At 59.7% G+C, this 22525-nt stretch carries 20 protein-coding genes; all 20 read right to left on the bottom strand.

Features of this window, described 5'->3' with window-relative positions; all coding sequences use genetic code 11:
• Positions 1–105 precede the first annotated feature (105 nt).
• Positions 106–1029: an RluA family pseudouridine synthase gene (locus ABIB48_RS00495; protein ID WP_354211332.1), complete on the bottom strand. Its 924-nt coding sequence runs from the start codon at positions 1027–1029 to the stop codon at positions 106–108.
• The gene (gene lspA / locus ABIB48_RS00490; RefSeq protein ID WP_315915032.1) at positions 1022–1621 is read right to left on the bottom strand and encodes a signal peptidase II; all 600 of its coding nucleotides are present in this window, start codon (positions 1619–1621) and stop codon (positions 1022–1024) included. The genes ABIB48_RS00495 and lspA overlap by 8 nt, the downstream gene beginning before the upstream one ends.
• Positions 1622–1773: 152 nt before the next feature.
• The gene (locus ABIB48_RS00485; RefSeq protein ID WP_110106047.1) at positions 1774–2448 is read right to left on the bottom strand and encodes a DivIVA domain-containing protein; all 675 of its coding nucleotides are present in this window, start codon (positions 2446–2448) and stop codon (positions 1774–1776) included.
• Between the two features lie 148 nt (positions 2449–2596).
• Entirely contained in the window at positions 2597–2887 is a 291-nt protein-coding gene (locus ABIB48_RS00480) for a YggT family protein (RefSeq protein ID WP_110106230.1), read from the bottom strand.
• 183 nt (positions 2888–3070) lie between these two features.
• Positions 3071–3598, bottom strand: a complete 528-nt coding sequence (locus ABIB48_RS00475) for a cell division protein SepF (RefSeq protein WP_110106046.1) — start codon at positions 3596–3598, stop codon at positions 3071–3073.
• A gap of 77 nt (positions 3599–3675) precedes the next feature.
• Positions 3676–4437: a YggS family pyridoxal phosphate enzyme gene (locus ABIB48_RS00470; RefSeq protein WP_354211328.1), complete on the bottom strand. Its 762-nt coding sequence runs from the start codon at positions 4435–4437 to the stop codon at positions 3676–3678.
• 39 nt (positions 4438–4476) lie between these two features.
• Positions 4477–5208, bottom strand: coding sequence for a purine nucleoside phosphorylase YfiH/LACC1 family protein (locus ABIB48_RS00465; protein WP_354211326.1), 732 nt, complete (start codon positions 5206–5208; stop codon positions 4477–4479).
• Between the two features lie 78 nt (positions 5209–5286).
• Positions 5287–6456, bottom strand: coding sequence for a cell division protein FtsZ (gene ftsZ / locus ABIB48_RS00460; protein WP_315915028.1), 1170 nt, complete (start codon positions 6454–6456; stop codon positions 5287–5289).
• Positions 6457–6765: 309 nt separating this feature from the next.
• A complete protein-coding gene (locus ABIB48_RS00455) occupies positions 6766–8052 on the bottom strand; it encodes a cell division protein FtsQ/DivIB (protein WP_354211324.1) in 1287 nt (428 codons plus the stop codon).
• A complete protein-coding gene (gene murC / locus ABIB48_RS00450; protein ID WP_354211322.1) occupies positions 8045–9481 on the bottom strand; it encodes a UDP-N-acetylmuramate--L-alanine ligase in 1437 nt (478 codons plus the stop codon). The genes ABIB48_RS00455 and murC overlap by 8 nt, the downstream gene beginning before the upstream one ends.
• A gap of 6 nt (positions 9482–9487) precedes the next feature.
• The gene (gene murG / locus ABIB48_RS00445; protein ID WP_354211320.1) at positions 9488–10597 is read right to left on the bottom strand and encodes an undecaprenyldiphospho-muramoylpentapeptide beta-N-acetylglucosaminyltransferase; all 1110 of its coding nucleotides are present in this window, start codon (positions 10595–10597) and stop codon (positions 9488–9490) included.
• Positions 10594–11934, bottom strand: a complete 1341-nt coding sequence (gene ftsW / locus ABIB48_RS00440) for a putative lipid II flippase FtsW (protein ID WP_354211318.1) — start codon at positions 11932–11934, stop codon at positions 10594–10596. The genes murG and ftsW overlap by 4 nt, the downstream gene beginning before the upstream one ends.
• Positions 11934–13490, bottom strand: coding sequence for a UDP-N-acetylmuramoyl-L-alanine--D-glutamate ligase (gene murD, locus ABIB48_RS00435; protein ID WP_354211316.1), 1557 nt, complete (start codon positions 13488–13490; stop codon positions 11934–11936). Before murD ends, ftsW begins: the two co-directional genes overlap by 1 nt.
• On the bottom strand, positions 13487–14599 hold the full coding sequence (mraY, locus tag ABIB48_RS00430) for a phospho-N-acetylmuramoyl-pentapeptide-transferase (RefSeq protein WP_354211314.1): 1113 nt from the start codon (positions 14597–14599) through the stop codon (positions 13487–13489). The genes murD and mraY overlap by 4 nt, the downstream gene beginning before the upstream one ends.
• The gene (locus ABIB48_RS00425) at positions 14596–16089 is read right to left on the bottom strand and encodes a UDP-N-acetylmuramoyl-tripeptide--D-alanyl-D-alanine ligase (RefSeq protein ID WP_354211312.1); all 1494 of its coding nucleotides are present in this window, start codon (positions 16087–16089) and stop codon (positions 14596–14598) included. Before ABIB48_RS00425 ends, mraY begins: the two co-directional genes overlap by 4 nt.
• Positions 16082–17842 carry a Mur ligase family protein gene (locus ABIB48_RS00420; protein ID WP_354211310.1) on the bottom strand — a complete coding sequence of 587 codons (1761 nt, stop codon included), beginning with the start codon at positions 17840–17842 and terminating at the stop codon, positions 16082–16084. Before ABIB48_RS00420 ends, ABIB48_RS00425 begins: the two co-directional genes overlap by 8 nt.
• A 22-nt stretch (positions 17843–17864) precedes the next feature.
• A complete protein-coding gene (locus ABIB48_RS00415) occupies positions 17865–19712 on the bottom strand; it encodes a peptidoglycan D,D-transpeptidase FtsI family protein (protein WP_354211308.1) in 1848 nt (615 codons plus the stop codon).
• Between the two features lie 64 nt (positions 19713–19776).
• Entirely contained in the window at positions 19777–20427 is a 651-nt protein-coding gene (gene ftsL / locus ABIB48_RS00410) for a cell division protein FtsL (RefSeq protein ID WP_354211306.1), read from the bottom strand.
• A complete protein-coding gene (gene rsmH, locus ABIB48_RS00405; protein ID WP_354211304.1) occupies positions 20424–21422 on the bottom strand; it encodes a 16S rRNA (cytosine(1402)-N(4))-methyltransferase RsmH in 999 nt (332 codons plus the stop codon). The genes ftsL and rsmH overlap by 4 nt, the downstream gene beginning before the upstream one ends.
• A 294-nt stretch (positions 21423–21716) precedes the next feature.
• Positions 21717–22148 carry a division/cell wall cluster transcriptional repressor MraZ gene (gene mraZ, locus ABIB48_RS00400; RefSeq protein WP_110106034.1) on the bottom strand — a complete coding sequence of 144 codons (432 nt, stop codon included), beginning with the start codon at positions 22146–22148 and terminating at the stop codon, positions 21717–21719.
• Positions 22149–22525: the final 377 nt, after the last annotated feature.

Raw genomic sequence — 22525 nt, 5'->3', positions numbered from 1 at the left:
GAAACGCTCGCTCACTTTTGGGGCATTAATGCAAATCGCTCCCTCACTAAATGAGGGAGCGATCTGTGAAAGTGAGCCAAAAGTAACCGAGCGCTGGAGGTGGGGCTAGTGTTCGCCGCGCAGGTGATCCAGTGCGTAGTTCAGATCCTGCGGGTAGGCGCTGGTGACACTGACCCACTCCCCCGATGACGGGTGCGTGAAACCGAGCTTGTGGGCGTGCAGCCATTGACGGGTCAGGCCCAGTTCGGCCGCCAACTTCGGATCCGCCCCGTAAGTGAGATCTCCGGCACAGGGGTGGCGCAGGGCAGAGAAATGGACACGAATTTGGTGGGTGCGTCCGGTCTCCAGATGCACCTCCACGAGGGAAGCCTTGCCGAACGCTTCGAGCACCTCATAGTGAGTGATGGAGGGGCGCCCGTCTTCAATGACCGCGAAGCGCCAGTCATGGCCCGGATGGCGGCCAATGGGGGCGTCAATGGTGCCCTGCAACGGATCGGGCAGTCCCTGCACCACAGCGTGGTAGACCTTCTCAACGGTCCGCTCACGGAACGCCTGCTTTAGCACGGTGTAGGCGTGCTCGGTTTTGGCAACCACCATGGCTCCCGAGGTGCCCACATCCAGTCGGTGCACAATGCCCACCCGCTCTTGGGCGCCGGAGGTGGAGATGCGGTAACCGGCGGCAGCCAGCCCCCCCACTACTGTGGGACCTACCCAGCCCGGGGAAGGGTGTGCTGCCACACCCACAGGCTTGTCAACTACCACAAAGTCATCGTCATCTAGCAGGATCTCTAATCCTTCGACGGGCTCAATGCGAACCTCCAGCGGATCACGCCGCTGCGGAATGGTCACTTGGATGCTGGCTCCGGCACTAAACTTCTCGCTCTTGCCCATGGAAGCACCGTTTTGTAAGACATTGCCCTCCGTGCACAGCAGTGCAGCAGCGGATCGGGAGATGCCCAGCAAAGTGGCCAGCCCGGCGTCGGCTCTGATCCCGGCAACAGCCTCTGGAACCACGAATGTTTCAGTCATTATCTTCCTCCCCTTCATGCCCTGCAACTTCTGCGGACTTCGTTTCTGTGACATTGGACGCCGTGGCTTTAGCGACAGCTCTACTGCCATCTAGCGAGATACCCAGCAGAGTGAGCAGGCAGATCACAATGACGCCGCCCACAACAGCCATATCCGCCATATTGAAAATGGCGAAGTTGGGGAAGGAAATAAAGTCCACCACGTGGCCCATGCCAAACGACGGCGGACGGAACAGCCTGTCGGTCAGGTTACCTAGGGCGCCACCCAGGACCAGACCCAAGCCAATGGCCCACCAAAGCGAACGGATGCGCCGGGCAAAGACAATGATGGCAACGGAAACAGCCGCCATGATGATGGTGAATACCCAGGTGAAATTCTCGCCGATGGAGAACGCCGCACCAGAATTCAGGATGTGGTACCACTGCAAAACACCAGGAATAACGGGGGTTTTCTCACCCAATTCCATGGTGGAACTGACCCACCATTTAGTTAATTGGTCACAAATATAGGCAAAGGCCGCCACGCCGAGCCAGAGCCACCAGAAGTGGCGGCGGGGCTTGGCAGCGGGCGCCGGCAAAGAGTTCTCGCTCATAACGCTTTCAGTTGATTGGGCAATGGGATTCCTTCCATCATAGGCGCCAAATCATCCACGCCCTGTGACGGGTGGCACCGTTGTTGGAACTTAAGAAACTAAAAGCCGGTGGAACAAGTTTCCTTGCACCACCGGCTTCTAGTTATCTGGAATTAGGACTCCAGGCTGCTCTCGGTGAAATCCGGGGCTGCCACTGAGCCGCGGGCGTCCAAGTCGCGCAGCTGGCCTTCGATGTAGCTCTTCAGGCGTGAGCGGTAATCGCGCTCGAAGCCGCGAAGCTGCTCTACCTTGCGCTCCAGCACTGAACGCTGCTGCTCCAGGGCGCCGAGCGTCTTACGGCTCTTCTCCTGGGCATCGTTCACCAGTGTGCTGGCTTCAATCTGGGCCTCAGCAATGATCTTGTCACGCTGCTCAACACCCGCGCTGACATATTCATCGTGCAGGCGCTCGGCCAACGCAAGGACACCGCTGGCGGACTGTGCTGCGGAAACCGGTGCTGTAGGAGCCGGAGCCGGGACAACCTTTTCTTCCACAACGGGTTCCGGAGCTGCGGGGGCCTGAACTACCTCAGGCTCAACAACTGCGGGCTCGGGTTCAACCTTCGCGGGCTCCTTGGCCAGTAGCGGTGCTACCGGGGCAGGGGCCGTTGCGGGGTTGGAACCACCCTGCTCGAGCTGCTTGCGCAACTCGTCGTTTTCCTGATGGAGTCGGCGAAGCTCAACGACGATCTCGTCAAGAAAATCGTCGACTTCGTCCTGGTCATAGCCTTCACGAAACTTTGTCGGCTGGAACCGCTTGTTGACAACGTCTTCTGGCGTAAGCGCCATCTAGTCACCTCATTGGTCTTATGTGAGTCAGACACCGGCCGAAACCTTCCCCGGACTACGGTACCGAATACAAATCTGGAGATCTGAACTTGGGTTCTATCGCTTTTTACAATATAGCCTTTTGTCGCTGAAAACTAACGACGCGGCTCTAACTGACAAAACTTTTTGTCACACTCATGCCAATACCCACGGCAACGAGCAATAAAAGGAAGCCAATATCCAGCGCAACGGAGCCAATCCGAAGCGGTGGAATCATGGCCCGGAGTTTACGCAGCGGCGGATCGGTGAGTCTGTACACGAGCGAGGCTCCAACGAGAGCTGCGCCCTTGGGACGCCAGTCACGGGCGAATACTTGTATCCAGTCGAACACCATGCGCAGCAGCAGCGTCAGGAAATAGAGCAGCAGGAGCAGGTAGAGGAGAGCAAAAACAATTGTCACGCGTGTGCACACAATCCCTAGGAGGAGAAAAAACTTGAACCTTGCAGCCAGACTCATCGGTGCGCTTCCGGAACGTCCCGGACGCAGCTAACTCTGATGTCTCCAGCTTAACGAACTGCCCGGACACTTTGTGCCCGGGCAGTCAAAATATCTTGGTTAAGACAAGTCGTCTAAGACAAGGTGTTAGCTCTGATTGAAGAAACTGGCCTGGGTGTCCGAGATCTTCTTGTCGTCGCCGAGCACCTCAATATATGACGGTGAGAGCAAGAAGACCTTGTTGGTGACCCGCTCAATTGAGCCGCGCAGTCCGAAGACTAGCCCTGCAGAGAAGTCCACCAGGCGCTTGGCATCAGCTTCACCCATGTCGGTGACATTCATGATGACGGGAATGCCGTCCCGGAAACTTTCCCCAATGATCTTTGCATCATTGTAGGAACGAGGATGGACTGTGGTGATCTGGCGCAAACTTTCAGCCTCTTCCCGGGTTGATGCGGCACGCTTGATGGGGGTCACCGGTGCGCGGTATTCTTCGTCGCCGGCCTTGGGTGCGGCAGGTTCCGCTGCTGGTGCCGGGGCCGGGGCAGCAGCTCGTTCGAATACCTCTACGGCGGCGTCTTCCTTGGGCAACGCCGGAGCGTACTCAGCGTCGTAGTGCTCGTCCCCGTCGGCGAGCCCAAGAAAGATCATTGTCTTGCGCATAGCGCTAGCCATGGTTGCTCCTCATTAATGTGCCAAGCTAGAAACTCGTTGGTCAACAGCTGTACTGCGTTCCTGTTGTCTTCAAAACGCTACCGCACCAGCGGGCGCGGTCCGAGGATATCCGAACCGACACGCAGGTGTGTCGCCCCGGCGAGCAGTGCTGCCTCAAGATCGTGGCTCATACCAGAAGAAATGCTGGTGGCTTCAGGATGTTCGGATACCAGCTTGGCTGAGAGCTCGCCCAGCAACGAGAACCCAGGGTCTGGCGCCACGCCCAGAGGCGCTACCGCCATGAGCCCTGCCAGTCGCAGTCCAGAGGCTTGGGCTATCTGGGCTGCCAGTTGAGCAATTGACGACGGCGTTGCCCCTCCCCTGCCGCTGTGCGAGGGTCCGTCCGGCTGCGGTGCCAGCGCTAGATCCGGGTAGGCGCCGGAGAGATCAACCTGAATGAAGCACTCGAGCGCCTCACGCCCTGTTGCGTCCTGCTGGCGAACCATGGCATTACCCAGTGCCGTGACGAGGGACCCTCGATCTATTGACTGCACCGAATGGGCGTAGGCTGCCACTGATTTAGCCTTGTTCTTTTGCAGTTGTCCAATGAAGTGCCAGCGCAGCTGATGAGCATCGATTGCCCCCACCTCCGTGGCTTTGGCGGCTGCCTCTTGGTCACGATTTTCACCAACATCACACACGCCCAGGCTGCGCAGTCGCAGCACATCCGCGGCTGGATGGAATTTTGTGACAACAATCAACGTGGGTGCGGTGGACCCTTGTTGGGCGGCATGGATGCGTTCCTTGACCTGCGCCAATCGCTCAGCGAGCTCACGGGTGCGGGGGTCTTGCGAATTCATGGCGTTGTTTACTTTCCTGGCGCAAAGGCAGCTGGTGGGCTACCGGGCGGATACGGCGAACCCGATGAATCGGCCCTCTGCCGATCCATCTCGGATAGCACGCCGGTGGGAGTGGAATGCGTGGTTTTCAAGGGTGCATTCCCCGCTGGGATGGGCGGTGACGTGATTGCTGCGAAGTTGCGCCAGCACCGCTGCCGGCAAGTCCAGGGAAGGCGTTCCCCAGGAGGTGGTGGCAAAAGATTCTGGTTCCTTCACAGCAACACTCTGGCGCATCTGGTCAGGGACTTCATAGCAGTACCCGCAAATACTGGGGCCTAGCCACGCCTCGATGGCGTCTGCACCGGCGGCTCGCATGGCCGAGACCACAGCCCCGATGACATCTCGCTCCACTCCGGGCCGGCCGGCATGTGCCACGGCCAGCAGCACACCGCCATCGAGGGTTTCCCCCACGAGAACCACAGGGACGCAGTCGGCCACCATGACCGCCACCCCGGCTCCTGCAGTTCCCCAGGTGACCATGGCATCGGCCGTGGGAGCAGGTTTCCCTGCTGCAGCCCCCGCAGAGAGCATGGCTACCGCGTTTCCATGAACTTGGTTCATGTACGCCAGGGCCACGTCCGTTCCGACGGCCTCGGACAGTGCCGCATTCAAGGCCGCCCGGCGGCGGGCTACGGCCCCTCCATCATCCCCAACATGAAAGGCCAGGTTGCCTGTTTCCGTCCCGGTGAAGCCGACCCAAATTCCGGGGCGCACTTCCTGGTGGGAAAACATTGGACCAACCTGACCATTCATGACTTATTGTGATTGAAAAATGCGTGCCGGCAGCGGTTGCTGCCGGCGGGACGTCCCCTATTTCAGGAAGTCGGGAACATCCAGTTCGTCGGCGCGGTGACCGGTGAGATCTGGCTCCACAATAGCGGGCAGCTCCACATCAAAGCCCCCGTCGGCGGGGACATGTGCTGCGGACTGCTGGCCCCACTGGTTGAGGTTTGTGACACTTGCACCACTGGGCACGGCAGCGGGTACGGGCGGGACTGCGGCGGCAACCGGCTCAGCAACTTCAGGTGCGGCGTCCGGGGCGTCAAAACCCGCGGCAATAACCGTTACCCGCACCTCATCGCCCAATGCGTCATCAATGACAGCACCGAAGATGATATTGGCTTCGGGGTGGGCCACTTCCTGGACAAGGCGGGCGGCCTCATTGATCTCGAAGAGGCCAAGGTCAGATCCACCCTGGACGGAGAGCAGAACACCGTGGGCGCCATCAATGGAGGCTTCCAGAAGCGGGGAGGCGATGGCAAGCTCGGCGGCCTTGACAGCACGGTCCTCACCGCGGGCAGAACCGATGCCCATAAGCGCTGAACCGGCACCTTGCATGACTGATTTAACGTCCGCAAAGTCAAGGTTGATCAGGCCGGGGGTGGTGATCAGGTCAGTGATGCCTTGCACACCGGACAGCAGCACCTGGTCCGCGGAACGGAAGGCATCCATGACGGAGACATTCCTGTCACTGATGGACAGCAGGCGGTCATTGGGGATCACAATGAGCGTATCTACCTCGTCGCGCAGCGCTTCAATGCCGTTGTCGGCACTTGAGGCGCGGCGGCGGCCCTCAAAGGTGAACGGACGCGTGACCACACCGATGGTCAAGGCGCCAAGAGAGCGGGCAATGCGGGCCACCACGGGGGCACCGCCAGTGCCTGTTCCGCCACCTTCACCGGCCGTAACAAAGACCATGTCAGCCCCACGCAGGACTTCTTCAATTTCTTCTTGGTGGTCCTCTGCCGCTTGGCGACCAACGTCGGGGTTGGCGCCGGCGCCAAGTCCGCGCGTCAGCTCCCGGCCAACGTCAAGCTTGACGTCGGCGTCGCTCATCAGCAACGCCTGGGCGTCGGTGTTGATGGCGATGAATTCAACGCCGCGCAGACCCACGTCAATCATGCGGTTAACTGCATTTACGCCGCCGCCGCCGATGCCGACGACTTTGATGACTGCCAAGTAATTCTGGGGTGCTGCCACGTTACGTGTCCCTTGTTCGTATGTTGCTTCGAAGATCAAAAAAGCTTGCTTTGCTACCGAGAATCCAAAGTGCCTGCCAGCTGCCAGCATCAATCCTGGGAGCAACCTTGAAGCAATGCCTGAACCCTTGGTAGCTTAACCTTCAAGTTGAAGGTTATAGTTATGTCAACTAACTCTTGTCAGTGACGCTATGGTGCATCTGCGCCGCATGCAATTACCGCCGCCGCGTGTCGCCCGAATCCGCAAAAAAAACGTCAAAAATCCTTCTTTAAGAATGTTCTCACAGAACAAGGCGCCTCTGTCCTGCCCTCACCTGGTCACCGGGTGACGTGGGGCACTGACGTCAAATACCTGCGCAGGCACCGGTACTGGCTTGCCCTCCTGGGCCGTGGGTGGCGGAGCGTTCAGCAACGCCTCCAACACCTGCGCCTTCAGGTCCATGTCATTGGCGTTACCCCAGATGACGCTTCGCCCATCAGTGAGCCGCAATTCCACGGCGTCCGGAGACTTGGCTGTGGCATTGGCAAGCTGAGTCAGGATGGATTTGGGCAAGGTCGCCAAAACAGCCGTCATGGCCGCGAAAGTAGCTTTGCCAATGACCGCCTTCCCGCCATCGATCAGGGGCAGCGCCGCAGTTGTAGAGTCCATGGTTGTGCCCAGCTCAACACCGTCCTGGTCCACCAGAGAAAACAATTTGCCGTTCTTTAGCAGCGCCACAGGTACGCGCTCCACCACATGGACCACAAGCGTGGAGGGTGGCCTGGCCTCAATCCTTGAGCTCTTGACCTGAACCACTGGTTCTAGCAGCGCCTGAACATCAGCTTCCGTGACTTGTGGCAACGGCCGGGACATGACGGGCAGCAGGGCCAGTTGCAACGTGTGTTCGCTAACTAACTTGTTGCCGTCAAAGACAACGGTTTTCACACCCAAGACCGGCGAGTACAAGGCGATGCCCATCACGAGGGCAAGGACAGCCACCACGCCCGCAGCAGAGATCAGGAAAGTCCGACGCCGTCGCTTATGTTCAGGCATCGGAAACGCCAGCACCTGCGCCACGCCATCATCTTCAGAGCCGGCACTAGCAAGCGCAGTGGGGTGTTTCGCCGCAGCCTTACTTGAAACTGACTTATCAGAACCCACCCTCTTAGAAACAGGCTCACTGGAAACAGGCTTGCTCGCTTCGGGCAGTGCCGAGCCCTTCCCCGCCGGCTCCTTTCCCGAACGTGATTCCGGCGCCGCCGGAATCTTTGCGCCCAACACCTTGGCGCCCGGGGTCTTTGCACCCGCCACCTTGGCGTCCGGAGTCTTTGAAGCAGGTTTGAGGCTGGCTTTAAGACGCGGCACCCACATGAACGGCTTGGCTTTCTCACTGGGCACCGGAACCACGGCCACCTTCTCGCTCGTGCCCCGTACCGTGCCAGCGGAATTTGCCGTGCCAGCGGATTCTAGGCTGCCGGCGGATTTTGCCGTGGCAGCGGAATCACCTGTGCCCACAGGAACTTCCATGCTGTTGGAAAGGCCCTCGGCCTGCTTGCCTGCAGGCGGTGAGGCTGGGGTGCGGGTGCGGATAACCCGCGGTTTGCGCGGCTCAGCCATGGACGTCCCCTGAGGTCAATGCCGCCACCAGCACAGGGCCAAATTCCGTCACGTCTCCGGCACCTACCGTCAAGATGATGTCACCGGCAACGGCTCCAGCGCACAACCGGGCCACGGCCGCCAGAGGATCCGGAGCGTAACCGAAGGGCTTGTTCAGCTCCCTCGTGATTAGCTCACTGGTGACTCCGGGGACGGGATCTTCCCGGGCAGCATAAATGTCAAGAACAGCCACGGTATCCGCCAGGTCAAGTGCCTTGGCGAACTCGGTGGCGAACTCGGCAGTGCGGGAAAATAGGTGCGGCTGGAATAAGACATGCACCTTGTGTGCGCCGGCAACTGTTCGGGCAGCGCGCAGCGCTGCAGTGACCTCGGTGGGATGGTGCGCATAGTCGTCAAAGACGCACACGCCCCGTCCCTCTCCCTTGGCTTCGAAGCGGCGGGCAGCACCGCTGAATGTGCCAAGTGCCTCAACGGCACGCTCTGCATCCACACCCAGGGCAAGCGCCACGGCCACAGCCGCAGCAGCATTGCTGAGGTTGTGGTTACCAGGGACTTGCAGGCGCAACTCGAGGGTGCGTTCTGACCCCTCCAGGTTTTGCAGGAGCACGGATGCTGTGGTGAGCAGCCCGTCGTGATGGCCTGGGAGCAGCCGGACGTTGGCATCATCTGCAAAACCATAGGTGATGGTGCGTGTTCCGGTGGCAGCGGACTGGGCAGCCAAGGCCGCAGATCCGGCGTCGTCAGCGCACGCCACCAGCACTCCCCCGGCCGGGAGGAGTTGGGCGAACTGGTCAAAAGCGGCGAACACGGCCTGGGCCGTCCCATAGTGGTCAAGATGATCCGCTTCGAGGTTGGTGACAACAGCAATCTGCGGCCGGTAGTTCAAGAAGGACGCATCCGATTCATCAGCCTCAGCCACGAACACTCCCGCGCTGCCATGGCCGGCATTGACGCCCAAGCCCTGCACTGTCCCGCCCACCGCGAAGGAGGCGTCAACACCTGCCCCGCGCAGCATGACGGTAATCATGGAGGTGGTGGTGGTTTTCCCGTGCGTGCCGGCAACAGCCACAACAATATCCTCGGCCATGGCTGCGGCGAGTGCCTGAGAGCGGTGCAGGATGCGCAGACCTGCTGCGCGTCCAGCAGCCAGCTCAGGGTTGCTTTCACGGATTGCTGAGGAGACCACCACTGTGTCAGCCTCATCCACATTGGCGCCGGACTGGCCCACATAGACTCTGGCACCGAGGGCGGCCAGTTCCGCTAGCCCGGGCGATTCTTTGGCGTCTGATCCGCTGACGGGTAGTCCCTGGCTCAGCATGATCCGGGCGATCGCCGACATTCCAGCGCCTCCCATGCCAATGAAGTGAACCCGTCCCAGCTCGGCGAGTGTGGGTGGAATATACATGGGGGTACTTTTCTTTTCGCTCATGATTCTTTACTTCCCACTCGCGGCGAACACCATGGCGGCCATGCTTTCGGCGGCGTCACGGATGCCCAGCTCAGAGGCGTTGGCGGTCATGCGTGCCAGCCGCGGCGCGTCAAGGCACAGCGGTATCAATTCCGCAGATACCCACGCGGCATCCACGTCCCCGTCGGGCACCAGAAGCGCCGCGCCGGCCGCCACGAGCCCGGCCGCGTTGCGGGCCTGTTCACCGTTTCCTATGGGCAAGGGCACAAACACTGCGGGAAGCCCGACAGCGGCCACCTCCGAGACGGTTCCGGCACCTGAGCGGCACAACAGCAAATCTGCTGCCGCATAGACATCTTCCATGGAATCCACGTATTCCACCTGTTGGTAGCCCGGCGCAGCGAGGGCAGCCCCGTCATCGCCGAGAACAGTCTTGCCCTTGCCCGTGATGTGCAATGTCTGAATGCCTGCATCGGCCAGCGCCTGCAAGGATGCAGCAATGGCCTGGTTCAAGCGCAGGGCTCCGAGTGAGCCCCCCGTGACAATCAGTGTGGGCTTGCCCACCGCCAGACCCAGCCGGGAGGTGGCCGCAGCTTGCCCCGCGTGACGGGTCAAGCTGGCAATTTCCTTGCGCATGGGCATGCCCACCAGGTGGGCGTGCCGGATGGCGGTCTCGGCAAACGCCGTCCCCACATGTGTGGTGTAGCGGGCGCCCACCTTGTTGGCCAAACCGGCCTTCGTATTGGCCTCATGGATCACGATCGGGACACCCAGCGACTTGGCAGCCAAATACATGGGGGTACAGACATAACCACCCACACCTACCAGAACATCGGCCTGGGCATCATTGAGGATTGTTTTGGCGTCTCTGATGGCCCGGAGCATGCGCCCGGGCAATTTTACAAGATCCATGGACGGCTTCCGTGGCAGCGGAATTCGCTCCACGAACGTCAGCTCAAAACCGGCGGCCGGAACAAGCGTGGTTTCCAGCCCTTCCTTGGTGCCGACGGCAAGAATCGCGGTTTCCGGAGCCTTCACCCGGATCGCAGCCGCAATAGCCAACAACGGGCTCACATGGCCGGCCGAGCCTCCCCCGGCAAGGACCACTGAGAGTGCGGTGGTGTGGTTCTCTGTCATGAAGTCTTCAAACTGCTTTCTGGCTCAGTGCGGGAAAAGGACAGGACCACGCCCACGCCTGCCAGGACCATGATCAGCGCCGTGCCACCATAAGAAATCAACGGCAACGGCACACCAAAGACGGGCAGCAGGCCCACCACAACGCCAATGTTGACGATCGCTTGGCCAATAATCCACGTCAAAATCATGCCGCAGACTATTCGTGAGAAGGGATCGTTACGTGCGTTAATGACTCGGAAAATAGAAAATGCCAGGACAGCATAGAGGCCCACAATGAGAATGCTGCCCAGTAAACCAAACTCCTCACCAATGATGGCGAAGATAAAGTCGTTGTGCGCTTCGGGAATCCAATTCCACTTTTGCCGGCTCTGACCCAGCCCAACACCAAACCAGCCGCCAGAGGCTAAGGCGTAGGCGCCGTTGAGGTATTGGTCGCAAGCACCTGGGGCGCTGCAGTCGCCCAACCAGCTGGCAAACCGTCCGGTTCGGTTATCACTGGTGAGGTTTGAGATCACAACAACAATGGCTGCGGCACCCATCGCCAGGGCAAGGAATCTCTTGGGTACGCCAGCAAACCACAGTCCGGCAATCACCATCATCCCCACGATCACGGCGGTTCCCAGGTCACGACCCACGAGGATCAGCAAGATGATCGCGCCAGCCCCAATAGCCGCGGGCACCAGCACATGCACCAGCTTGCGCAAGAGACGTCCTTTGGCCGCCAACACGGCTCCCATCCAGATTGCCAGCGCCAGCTTTGCTGCTTCCGACGGCTGGAACTGCAAGCCGGCAATGCTGAGCCAGTTCAGGTTGCCCTGTACGTTCACACCCAAGGGTGTGAAAACTAAGATGAGCAACAGCACTGCCAAGCCAAGGAGGAAAGGGGCAAACTTTTTCCACCTGTTCCTCGGCACACAGGACAACAAGAACATCAGGACCAGGCCCACCACAGCAAAGCCCGATTCCTTAATGAAGAGATCGTAAGGGTCCTGTCCCTTGGAGATGGTTTCTGCTGTCGACGCCGAGAGTACCGTCATGCGCCCAATCATGGTCAACGCGATGGCGGTACCGATGATCCAGTAGTAGCTGGCGGTGGGCTTACCCACTTTGCTATTGAACCAGTTACGGTAGCGAGCAAGGGGCTTGCGAACAGGCCCGCCGCCCTTTGCTCCGGCACCGCTTTTTACTGCGGACCCAAGCGATGCTTTACCTCTGGCTGGACTCCCTTTTTCCGCCACGGAAACTTTGGCCGCGTCCTGTGCGGACACCGCACCGTCATTGGCCATGGCGGGCATGCTTTTGGCGGAACTGCGTGGCTGTGCGGGCGTTTTGGCCACTATGACTCCTTGTTGGCGCTTGCCCGCGATTCCAGCAATTCCCGCACAGAGCCAATGAAGGCGTTGCCGCGGTGGGCGTAAGAGGTGAATTGATCCATGGAGGCCGACGCCGGCGCCATGAGGACCGTGTCTCCCTCACTGGCCAGCGAGGCGGCAACGGCTACAGCCTCCGACATGACGGCGTCTCCCGGAAGAGCGGATCCGCTGGAACTGCGCCCGCCGGGTGCCTGGGTGACAATAACCGCAACATCTGGCGCATATTTGGCAAGTGACGCTGCCAGCGCCGAACTGTCAGTGCCAATCAGCACCACTGCCTTGAGCCGCGCCGCGTGGTTGCGCACCAAGTCGTCATAGTCGACCCCTTTGGAGAGGCCGCCGGCAATCCAGATGACTGGTTTGAAGGCAGCCAGCGAAGCGGAGGCAGCATGCGGATTGGTGGCCTTGGAATCATTGACCCACAGGACGCCTTCCGACATGGCCACGGATTGGATGCGATGGTCCCCATTGTGGTAGTTGATCAGCCCCTTGCGCACATCCTGGGGAGTGAGTCCGCAGGCCCGCACCAGTGCGGCAGCGGCAGCAGCGTTGGCCATAAGGTGGCGCGGAACTAAATCACCAATGTCGCTGGCCTTGGCCAGTTCAGCGGCGGAGTCCTTGCGTTCTGCAATGAAGGCCCTGTCCACGAGCAGGCCTTCTACCACCCCGACCATGCCGATCGACGGGATACCGGTAGTAAAGCCCACTGCCCGGCAGCCCTCTTGCACATCAGCTTCCTGAACCATCCGCTCGGTCTCGATCTGCTCGGCGTTGTAGATGCAAGCGATCTCGGTATTGGCGTAGATCTTTGCCTTCTCGGCTGCATAGGCTGCGAAACTGCCATGCCAGTCAACATGGTCCTCGGCAAGATTCAGGCAAACGCTCGCGGTTGGAGCCAGCGATTGTGTCCAGTGCAATTGGAAGGAGGAGAGCTCCACTGCCAAAAAATCCCAGCCTTCAAGATCACGGACGGCATCAAGTATGGGTGTGCCAATGTTTCCTGCGGCTATGGCGCGCAGGCCAGCAGCCTGGAGCATTGATTCCACCATGGTGGTGGTGGTGGTTTTTCCGTTGGTACCGGTGATGGTGATCCAGCGGGCAGTCTTTCGCCCAGCCTTCTCCCGCACACGCCACGCCAGTTCCACATCTCCCCAAATGGGGATCCCCTCCGCCGCAGCAGCGGCGAGCAAGGGGTGCGTGGGCTTGTAGCCGGGGCTCGTTACAACGAGCTCGGCCGGTTCGCCCTTGACCAGTGGCAACACTGTGGAGGAGGCTTCACCGAGAATCACCTCGGCAACGCCCACAATCTTGAGAGTGTCCGCGTTGGCCACGGCCTCTTCATCATCTGAGGCGGCCACCACCACCACGTGGGCTCCGAGTTCGGCGAGGGTATCGGCCACGGAAAAGCCTGTTTTGCTGATGCCCGTGACAACCACGCGCAGGCCGGCCCAATCGGCGTCCCAACTGGTCAGTGATTCGAATCGGTTCAGCGATTCAGATTGGTTTTGCAGTGCGCTCACAGTCGAACAATCCATTCAGCATAAAAAGCTCCCAGTCCTACAGCTACCATCAGTCCTGCCAGAATCCAGAACCGAACAACAACTGTCACCTCACGCCAGCCCTTGAGCTCGAAGTGATGTTGCAGCGGTGCCATGAGGAAGACGCGTTTGCCCTTGGAGAGCTTGAAGAAGCCCACCTGGATAATGACGGAACAGGAGATCAGCACGAACAGTCCACCAATGATGGGCAGGAGCAACTCGGTGCGGGAGAGGATGGCGAACCCGGCGATGGCGCCGCCAATGGCGAGCGAACCCGTGTCACCCATGAAGATCTTCGCCGGGGAGGTGTTCCACCAGAGGAAGCCGATCAGAGCCGCAAACATGATGGCTGCAATCAATGAGAGGTCCAGCGGGTCACGGACTTGGTAGCAGACTGTTTCGGAGGGCACCTTACGGGAACCGCAGCCCTGGCTGCTCTGCCACATACCCATGAGGGTGTAAGCACCGAACACCAGAATCGCCGCACCCGTTGCCAGCCCATCCAGGCCGTCCGTCAGGTTTACGCCGTTCGTGGCTGCCGTGATGATCAAGTTGGACCAGATCACAAACAGCACCACACCCAACCCTGCCCCTGCAAAGGCCAGGTTCAGTGAGGGGATGTCACGGGCAAAAGAAATGAAGGTACTAGCCGGGGTGAGGCCTTCTTTATCAGGAAACCCCAGCGCCATGATTGCGAACGAAATGCCTACAACAGCTTGACCAATGAGTTTGCCGGCGGGGTTCAGCCCGGTGTTGTGCTGCTTGGTGATTTTCAGGAAGTCATCGAGAAAACCCACCACGCCCATGCCCACCATGAGGTAGATCATGAGCAGGCCGGAGGCACTCGGTCCGGGCAAGTTTGGGTTGATCAGCCACACGATCAAGTGGGTGATGAAGTAGGAGGCGACAACCGAACCGATGACAACGGTACCGCCCATGGTGGGAGTTCCGCGTTTGATCTGGTGGCTGGTGGGCCCGTCTTCCCGGATGATCTGTCCGTAGCCCTGTTTGACCAGGAATCGTATGAACAGGGGGGTGCCGATCATGGCAAAGGCAAGAGCCAAGCCAGCTCCGATGAGCAGTGCAATCATGGCTGGGCAGTCCTTTCGCCTGAAGTAGTCTCACTCGTTGATGTGGGGCTGTTCCCCGTGGGTAATGCTATCCGATCACCCAGAAACCGCAGTCCGGCGCCATTGGAAGACTTGAATAAAACAACGTCTCCTGGCGCCAATTCGGCTTCTAGGACGGCTGCCGCGGCTGCCGCGTCAGGGAAAAACATGGATTCATTGCCCCACGATCCTTCCATGACGGCACCAACGTGCATGGCCCGCGCACCCTGGCCCACCACCAAAAGGCGAGAAATGTTCAGCCGCACGGCAACACGGCCCACAGCATCGTGTTCCAGGACCGAAGCATCGCCTAGTTCCAGCATCTCGCCCAGCACGGCCCAGGTGCGCCGGGCCCCGCTGCCGCCCAGCTCCGCAAGGGTACGCAGGGCTGCCCGCATGGATTCAGGGTTCGCATTGTAGGCATCGTTGATCACTGTCACGCCGTCGCTGCGATCGGTTCGTTCCATCCGGTACCGGCTGGCCGCATGCTGCTCATTGAGCGAGCCAACAATATCTTTTGGTGCTGCCCCCACGGCAAAGGCCGCGGCTGCCGCGGCAAGTAAGTTGCTCACATGGTGCAGACCCAACAACTTACTCGAAACGTGCAGTGGCTCTGGGTAGCCAGGAAAGCTCAACTCAAATTCCGGCTGGCCCTGCGCGTTGGTGTGCACATTGCGGGCCTGGACCATCTCGGCAGTGCTGTTTGCATCCGCACTGCTGAAGAAGCTCACGGGCGCCACCGAACGGGAGGCCATGGCCCGGACCCGGCCGTCGTCGTAGTTCAGCAAAGCACGTCCTGAGGGCGCTAGTGATTCAACGAGTTCGCCCTTGGCTTGGGCGATGTTATCGATAGAGCCGAACTCTCCGGCGTGCGCAGTGCCCACACCCAAGACCACACCCAAGTCTGGGCGCACCATGGCGCCGAGATACTTGATGTGGCCCATCTTGGTGGCACCCATTTCAATGATTAAAAAGCGGGTCTCAGCAACGGCCCGGAAGACCGTCAGAGGAACCCCTACCTCACCGTTGTAGGATCCCTCAGGGGCCACGGTGGCTCCCAGCGGTGACAAAATGCCCTGGAGCAGGTCCTTGGTGGTGGTTTTACCCGCCGAGCCGGTGATACCAATGACCGTCAGTGGTGAGTGGCTGCGAATCAGGCCTACCACATGTGCCGCCAGGGCACCCATGGCGAGCACGGCGTCGGCGACAATAACAGCAGGGAACACGGTTCCGGAATCGTCTTGCACTTCCCGCTCAGCCAGGGCAAGGACCGCGCCGGCAGCAAAAGCTGCGCCGAGGAAGTGGTGGCCATCGGCGCTCTCTCCGGCCTTGGCAACATACATGCTGCCCGCCACGGCATCACGGGAGTCGGTAACAATGGCGGCTATGTCAATGCGTGCGTCAGGGTCGGCGCCCTGGGTCAGGACGCCCTGGGTGAGCTCGGCGATTTGGGCTGCAGTAATTTCAATCATCAGTTGGGGACTCTATCTTGCTTGCTCCGGTAAGTGGGAATCCGCGGGACGCCAGCGCCTTCCGCAATTCAACCCTGTCATCGAGGGCAATATTGACCCCTTTAACCTCTTGATACACCTCGTGACCGCGTCCAGCAACGAGGATGACATCCTGTGCCCTGGCCAGTTCAACGGCGCGGAGAATCGCTGTGGCACGCTGATCACATTCTTCAATGATGCGTCCCAGTGCGCCGTCTCGATCAGCCTCCCGGGCACCAGCGAGCACCCCGGCACGGATGGCGGCCGGATCTTCATCGTGGGGATCATCGTCAGTGATAATCACCACGTCCGCCCCCTGCGCCACCACGGCGCCCATGATGGGGCGTTTGCTGGCGTCACGCTCCCCCGTGGCACCAAAGACGGCGATGAGGCGGCCATCAGGGGCGCTGGGGCGGACCGCGTCCAGCGCGCGGGCCAGCGCGTCCGGGTTATGTGCGAAGTCCACCACGGCAACGGGCGCTGTGCCAATCAACTGCATCCGGCCGGGGACCTCCACCGTAAACGGGTCGAATCGATCCAGGGCCTCCTGCAGCCGGGTCAGTACCGTCAGCATCTGTATGCCAGGCCCGACACCGGAACCCGGGCCTGAGGTGGTCCCGGCGCCTGAGGCTGAGTCTGCGCTGGAGCCTGTGCCTGTGCCGAGCAGATGCGTGGTCACCATGAGCAGAGCCAAGGCCGCGTTGGAGACGTTGAAGCCCCCGGGAAGGCCCGTGTGGACGTTCAGGACAGCCCCGGCGGGACCGTTAAGCGTAAAGCGTGAGCCCACGCCCTCGCGCTGCACCTCACGCACCTGCCACTGTGCACTGCCAGGAGCTGCCAGCGGATCAGTGGACAAGGTCACGGCGGGGACACTGGCGCCTTCGGCCATGCGCCGGCCCCAGTCATCATCGACGGTGATGACGGCGTGGCGGGCATGCGCGGGGGTGAACAGGGCGGCCTTCGTGTCAAAGTAACCCTCCATGCCGCCATGGAGATCAAGGTGATCCTGGGTGAGGTTGGTGAAACCGGCAACATCAAACACCACACCGTCCACCCGGCCAAAAGCCAGTGCGTGCGATGAAACTTCCATGGACGCCGCACTCAGGCCCTTCTCCGCCATGAGTGCCAGCAGCGCGTGGACATCAGTGGATTCCGGAGTGGTCAGCTTGCTGGGGATGGCCTCCTCACCGGCCAGAATTTCAATGGTTCCAATAAGACCGGTGCTATGCCCCAAGGCCCGCAACAGGGAGTTCAGGAAATAGGTTGTGGTTGTTTTCCCGTTGGTGCCCGTCAGCCCGAATAGTTCCAGGCGGTGACCGGAATCTCCCGTACCGGTGGTGCCGTACACCCGCGCGGCCACAGGCCCGGCCACGGCACGTACGTCAGATAGCGCGAGTACGGGCACGGGCACCAAATCCCCCAGAAGGCTGCGCCCGGATTCGTCCGTCATGATGGCTAGTGCACCTGCGGCAACAGCTGCATTGGCAAAGGTGGCTCCGTGACTGCGGGAACCGGGCAGCGCCAGATACAAATCGCCCGGGTGGATAGTCCTCGAGTCCAGGCTCACACCAGTGATCCGCAGGTCCCCCTGGGCGGCGAGGGCGGGGCCCAGGGCGGCGCCCGCCACCTCGGCCAGTTCCGCCAAAGTGGCGCCGCTGTGGTGGCTGGGGCGCGATGGCCCGCCGGGATTGTTCACAGGCACGTGCGCAAAGTCCTTTTCTTTTTCACGATCCATAGCGGAAGGTGCTGATCCGTCATTACTTATAGAACTTGGGGAGCTTGACGGGCGGGGTTGTGGATGGCGGGACATCGTTGCTGCGAAGCACCTGCCCCATTACTTGATTAAACGTATACCCCTGAGTGATTCCATAGACGTTGCCTTGCGGGCGTTGGACCGTTATACCCACCACATAGCGGGGATCGTCCATGGGAGCCATGCCGTAAAAGGAGGTGGTGTAGCCGTCAAAACCAACGCCATTATCGGCAGGGGCCTCGGCAGTTCCTGTTTTACCGCCAGTGCGGTACCCGGGAATTCCAACGACCTTGTAGTCGGTCATGGTCACCACACCTTCAAGCATGTCGCGGGCGTCTTGGGCCGTCTTCGGGCTGATGACCTTCACGCCCGGTGCCTGGGGCAGGGTCTCCACCGTGCCATCAGCGTGGGTGAAGGAGTCGATGATGGCTGGCTTGAGCCGGACACCGTTATTGGCGATGGTCTGAAAAACCATGGTGGTTTGCAGCGGGGTTTGCGCAACACCCTGACCAAACAGCACCGTGTATTGCTGACGGCCGTCCCAGTTCTTCCAATCCGCCAAGATGCCCGGGCTCTCACCAGGCAGTGGAATCCCTGTCTTCTCACCCACACCGAACTTACGCATGTAGTCATAGCGCTGCTGTAGTGAGAGCCGGGACCCTGCCATGACGGTACCTGTGTTCATCGAATCGGTAATGATGCCCGAAAGGGTGCGCTTCTCGGTCCCGTGTGTGAAGGAATCGGAGAAATTCTGTCCGTCAATGGTCAGAGTTGGCGGGACCAGGAACTCACTCATGGGAGTGGCGAGCCCTTCTTCCACGAGTGCCGAAGCAGTCATGATCTTGCTGGTTGAACCAGGCTCAACAGCAGAGCTGACTGTGCGAGAACCAATGTTGCTGGGGTCTGAGGCACCCACATTGTTGGGGTCGTAGGAGTCACTGTCGGCAATAGCAATCATCTTGCCGGTCTTGACTTCCGTCACGGTGATGCTGACCCACTGAGCGTTGTACTGTTCCTTCTGCTGCTGGGCTGCCTGCTGCGCGTAAAACTGGATGTCCTGGTCAATGGTGAGCTTGACGCTCTCCCCGTCAACGGCAGGCACGGTGCGGACCGGAGCAGTGGGAATGATGATGCCGTTCTTGCCCGCTTGGTAGGTGCGTGTGCCGTCGGTTCCGGTCAGCTTGTCATTCATGGTCTGCTCAATGCCGGCCAAGGCTTTGCCTTCCCCGTCAAGGAAACCTACGATCGGCCCGCCAACGGCGCCCATGGGGTAAACACGCTTGGTCACGGCCTCGGAGTAAATACCGGGAATGCGCAGATCACCGATTTTCTTCTCGATCAACGGGCTCACGTCCATGGCCACATAGTTGTGGACACGATCTCCTGTCACCGCTTTTTTGATTTCTTCAAACGGCAGGCCCAGTACCTCGGCTAGTTGCTCGATCCCCTCGTCAGTGGTGTAGTTGACGATCTTCCATTTGCCTGTGGCCGGGTCAACAATCGCTTCACCAGTCTTGGGGTCCAGCACCAGATGGTCGTAGTCCGGGAATTCGTTGAAGTTAACCTGCGAAACTGTAATGTTATAGCGAATGATGCTCTCGGCGAGGACTTTGCCCTTGGAGTCAATGATTTTTCCCCGGACAGCCGGAAGGGTTTGCTCCACGGTGCGCTGGTTCTCAGCCGCCTCGGCCATCTTTGACGTATCAAAGCCTTGGACCATAACGAGCCGGCCGGCGATGACGAGCAAAATTGCCATCATGGCTATGAAACCCCAGCGGACACGTACCCTGCCGAGCTTATTAAGTTCCTGTGCAGTTGCACTACGTGCGTCCGGACCTGAGTTTTGTGCCACCGCTTGAATTCCTTGCGTTCCTGACTTCGCGAAATGCTGAAGCGCTCAGTCCATCGTAGAAAAGTTAACTGTCCTTTTGTGCCGGTGCCGGAATGGTGCCGCCATTAAGGTCCGGAACAATCACGGGTGCAGGGACGGGGGCCACGTTCTGGGGCTTCTCTGCAGACTTTTTAGCCTCGATTTTGGCGGCGGGGCTGAGAGGAACCTCAGGCTCTACCTTGGGCCGTGGCTTGTCAACGACGGCAGGTGGGATGTTCACCAGACCCTTGGTGTCTGCCGAGGCTGGCAGAGGAGAGCCACTGACGGTCTTGGTGCGCACGTCAATCTGCCCGGTTGACCCTGCGGGCACCATGCCGAGGGCAGCAGCACGGGCGGCCAATTCCTGGGGCGCCTGATTTGCCGCAATATCCTGTTCCATGGTCTGGTTGATTTTGATCAGCTCAGACTGCTGACTCTTCAAATCGACCAAAAGGTATTGGCCTTTAGCTACGGAAATACTCATGACCAGAACCACAGCCATGGCGGCCAGCACCATCAGGGCCACGATCGCCGCGAGTGGCGAGCGTGCACGTCGCGGGGCGCTCACCACCAGGGACAACGGTGCCCGAGACTTTGTAGCCGGAGATTCAAAGGGTATAACGGGGGGTAGATCAGTCAGCACACGGGCGGCGCTGCCCTCTGTGACAGGGATGGTGCGTAATGCACTCGGGCTCATGCGGCACTCCTGATTCTGATTTTTTCCACGGCCCGCAGGCGAGCTGATGCTGCCCGCGGGTTCTCTGCAATTTCCTGCGCTGTTGGTATTTCGGTGCCCTTAGTGAGGCGTTTCAAGGTGGCTTTGTGTTCTTCAAGCTCCACCGGGAAGCCCGCTGGAGCAGAGGAGCTGGACCCCGCGGCAAAGACGGACTTGACAATTTTGTCTTCCAGCGAGTGGTAGGACATGACCACTGCCCGTCCGTGCAGTCCAAGCGCATCCACGGCAGCGGGAATGGCCTTTTCCAAAACGCTCAGTTCCTCGTTAACTTCAATCCGGAGAGCCTGAAAAGTCCGTTTGGCCGGGTGGCCTCCCGTCTTGGCCGCTCCCGAAGGAACAACATTGCGGATGATCTCCACAAGTTCCCCTGTACGTGTCAGCGGTGCCTTCTGGCGAGCGGCGACAATGTGGTTGGCGATGCGCCCGGCAAATTTCTCTTCACCCCACTTGCGGATGATCCGCACCAGCTCTTCCTCGGAATAATTGTTGATGACATCCGCTGCGGTCTGACCCCGGCTGGTGTCCATCCGCATGTCCAAAGGTGCATCGAAGGAATAGGCGAAGCCGCGGTCCCGTTCGTCCAGTTGCAGGGAAGAGACTCCCAGATCCATCAGGATCCCGTCAATACTGGGGATGCCCAGATCATCAAGGACATCCTTGATTTCGTCGTAAACAGCGTGAACTAAGTCGGTGCGATCCTGGAAGGGTGCCAGCCGCTCCCCGGCCAGCCCCAGCGCTTCCATGTCCCTGTCAATGCCGATCAGGTGCAGATCCGGGTACCGCTGAAGCATGGCTTCACTGTGGCCGCCCATACCCAAGGTGGCATCAATGACAACGGGTGTGCGTCCGGCTGCGCGGGCAACCTCAAAAGCGGGTGCGAGTAAGTTAATGCAACGGTCTTTTAGAACGGGAGTGTGGCGTTCGGACGTAGGTGGCGTGGGGTTTTCCGACGTCATCACGACTCCGTTTCTCTTCGGTCAAAACCGGGAGGGGGAGGCAGTCCCCCCGTGGCATGAATCAATGGTGACAATAAACTATCCTGCAGTTACTTCTAAGGTGTTGATCTGGTTCAGCACGCGCCAACGCATCGTTGCGTTATGCCGGCAAGAGACCGTTGCGGTCTTAAACCAGATCCCCCTCCGCGCCAAGCCCCGTCCCGCCTGGCTCCGGGGAAGGTGAGCCAGGTTTGACGGCCTTGCTGGGCGGCTGGAGATCTCATTCAAGACCACCGTGGTGCTGGTGTGCTGGTGTTAGCTGATACCCGGAATGCCCATCTCGTCAGTTGCCGAGAAAGCGGTTTCCTTGGCGGCCAGATACTCGTTCCAGGCGTGTGCATCCCAGATTTCCGCGCGGCTGCCGGCACCAATGACAACGAGTTCCTTCTCCAGCCCTGCGTAAGCACGCAATGTGGCCGGAATAGTGACCCGTCCCTGCTTATCTGGAACCTCGTCTGAGGCTCCTGACAGAAAGATTCGAATGTAGTCACGGGCCGCCATATTTGCTAATGGCGCATTCTGCATTTGGTCCAGCACTTTTTCAAACTCTCGTGCGCTGAACACGTAAATACAGTTTTCCTGCCCTTTAGTCAAGACCAGCCCACTGGATAATTCCTCGCGGAATTTTGCTGGCAGGATGATCCGTCCCTTCTCATCAAGACGCGGTGAATGTGTTCCGAGGAACAAGCCGCCACCGCCTTCGTTGTTGAGAGTAGATGACCAATTTAGTCCATTCCCCTCTTACCTGCTCCACATTACTCCACAATCCTCCACCGTCAACTCCATTCACCGGGATCTTTGCGCCGTGTCGTGCCCAGAATTGCCGTAATTACAGGGATCTTTCTGACTATCAAGCGGTGGAGGGAAAATCAAAAGTTACGCGTCCTTTAGGGCCCATGCGGCGCCTGTAGAGCCTTTCAGAGCCAATATTGGGGCCATTAGGGGCCCAAGTGGAGGAAATCGGAGTTCCGCATGGCGGCGATGTGAGGGCATGAAAAAAGGCCCCCTCGGGGGCCTTCATGTTTCAAAAATGCTACTCAGATCTGACTACTTCAAAAAACTAC

Source organism: Arthrobacter sp. UYCu511 (assembly GCF_040547105.1).
Taxonomy (GTDB): Bacteria; Actinomycetota; Actinomycetes; order Actinomycetales; family Micrococcaceae; genus Specibacter; species Specibacter psychrochitiniphilus.
Note: the sequence above shows the minus strand (reverse complement) of the source record. Positions and strands in the feature narration are given on the sequence as shown.

Excerpts from the sequence above, each read along its gene's own strand:
- ABIB48_RS00495 (WP_354211332.1), bottom strand. The coding sequence starts at position 1,029 with ATGACTGAAACATTCGTGGTTCCAGAGGCTGTTGCCGGGATCAGAGCC.
- lspA (WP_315915032.1), bottom strand. The coding sequence starts at position 1,621 with ATGAGCGAGAACTCTTTGCCGGCGCCCGCTGCCAAGCCCCGCCGCCAC.
- ABIB48_RS00485 (WP_110106047.1), bottom strand. The coding sequence starts at position 2,448 with ATGGCGCTTACGCCAGAAGACGTTGTCAACAAGCGGTTCCAGCCGACA.
- ABIB48_RS00475 (WP_110106046.1), bottom strand. The coding sequence starts at position 3,598 with ATGGCTAGCGCTATGCGCAAGACAATGATCTTTCTTGGGCTCGCCGAC.
- ABIB48_RS00470 (WP_354211328.1), bottom strand. The coding sequence starts at position 4,437 with ATGAATTCGCAAGACCCCCGCACCCGTGAGCTCGCTGAGCGATTGGCG.
- ABIB48_RS00465 (WP_354211326.1), bottom strand. The coding sequence starts at position 5,208 with ATGTTTTCCCACCAGGAAGTGCGCCCCGGAATTTGGGTCGGCTTCACC.
- ABIB48_RS00455 (WP_354211324.1), bottom strand. The coding sequence starts at position 8,052 with ATGGCTGAGCCGCGCAAACCGCGGGTTATCCGCACCCGCACCCCAGCC.
- murC (WP_354211322.1), bottom strand. The coding sequence starts at position 9,481 with ATGAGCGAAAAGAAAAGTACCCCCATGTATATTCCACCCACACTCGCC.
- murG (WP_354211320.1), bottom strand. The coding sequence starts at position 10,597 with ATGACAGAGAACCACACCACCGCACTCTCAGTGGTCCTTGCCGGGGGA.
- mraY (WP_354211314.1), bottom strand. The coding sequence starts at position 14,599 with ATGATTGCACTGCTCATCGGAGCTGGCTTGGCTCTTGCCTTTGCCATG.
- ABIB48_RS00425 (WP_354211312.1), bottom strand. The coding sequence starts at position 16,089 with ATGATTGAAATTACTGCAGCCCAAATCGCCGAGCTCACCCAGGGCGTC.
- ABIB48_RS00420 (WP_354211310.1), bottom strand. The coding sequence starts at position 17,842 with ATGGATCGTGAAAAAGAAAAGGACTTTGCGCACGTGCCTGTGAACAAT.
- ftsL (WP_354211306.1), bottom strand. The coding sequence starts at position 20,427 with ATGAGCCCGAGTGCATTACGCACCATCCCTGTCACAGAGGGCAGCGCC.
- rsmH (WP_354211304.1), bottom strand. The coding sequence starts at position 21,422 with ATGACGTCGGAAAACCCCACGCCACCTACGTCCGAACGCCACACTCCC.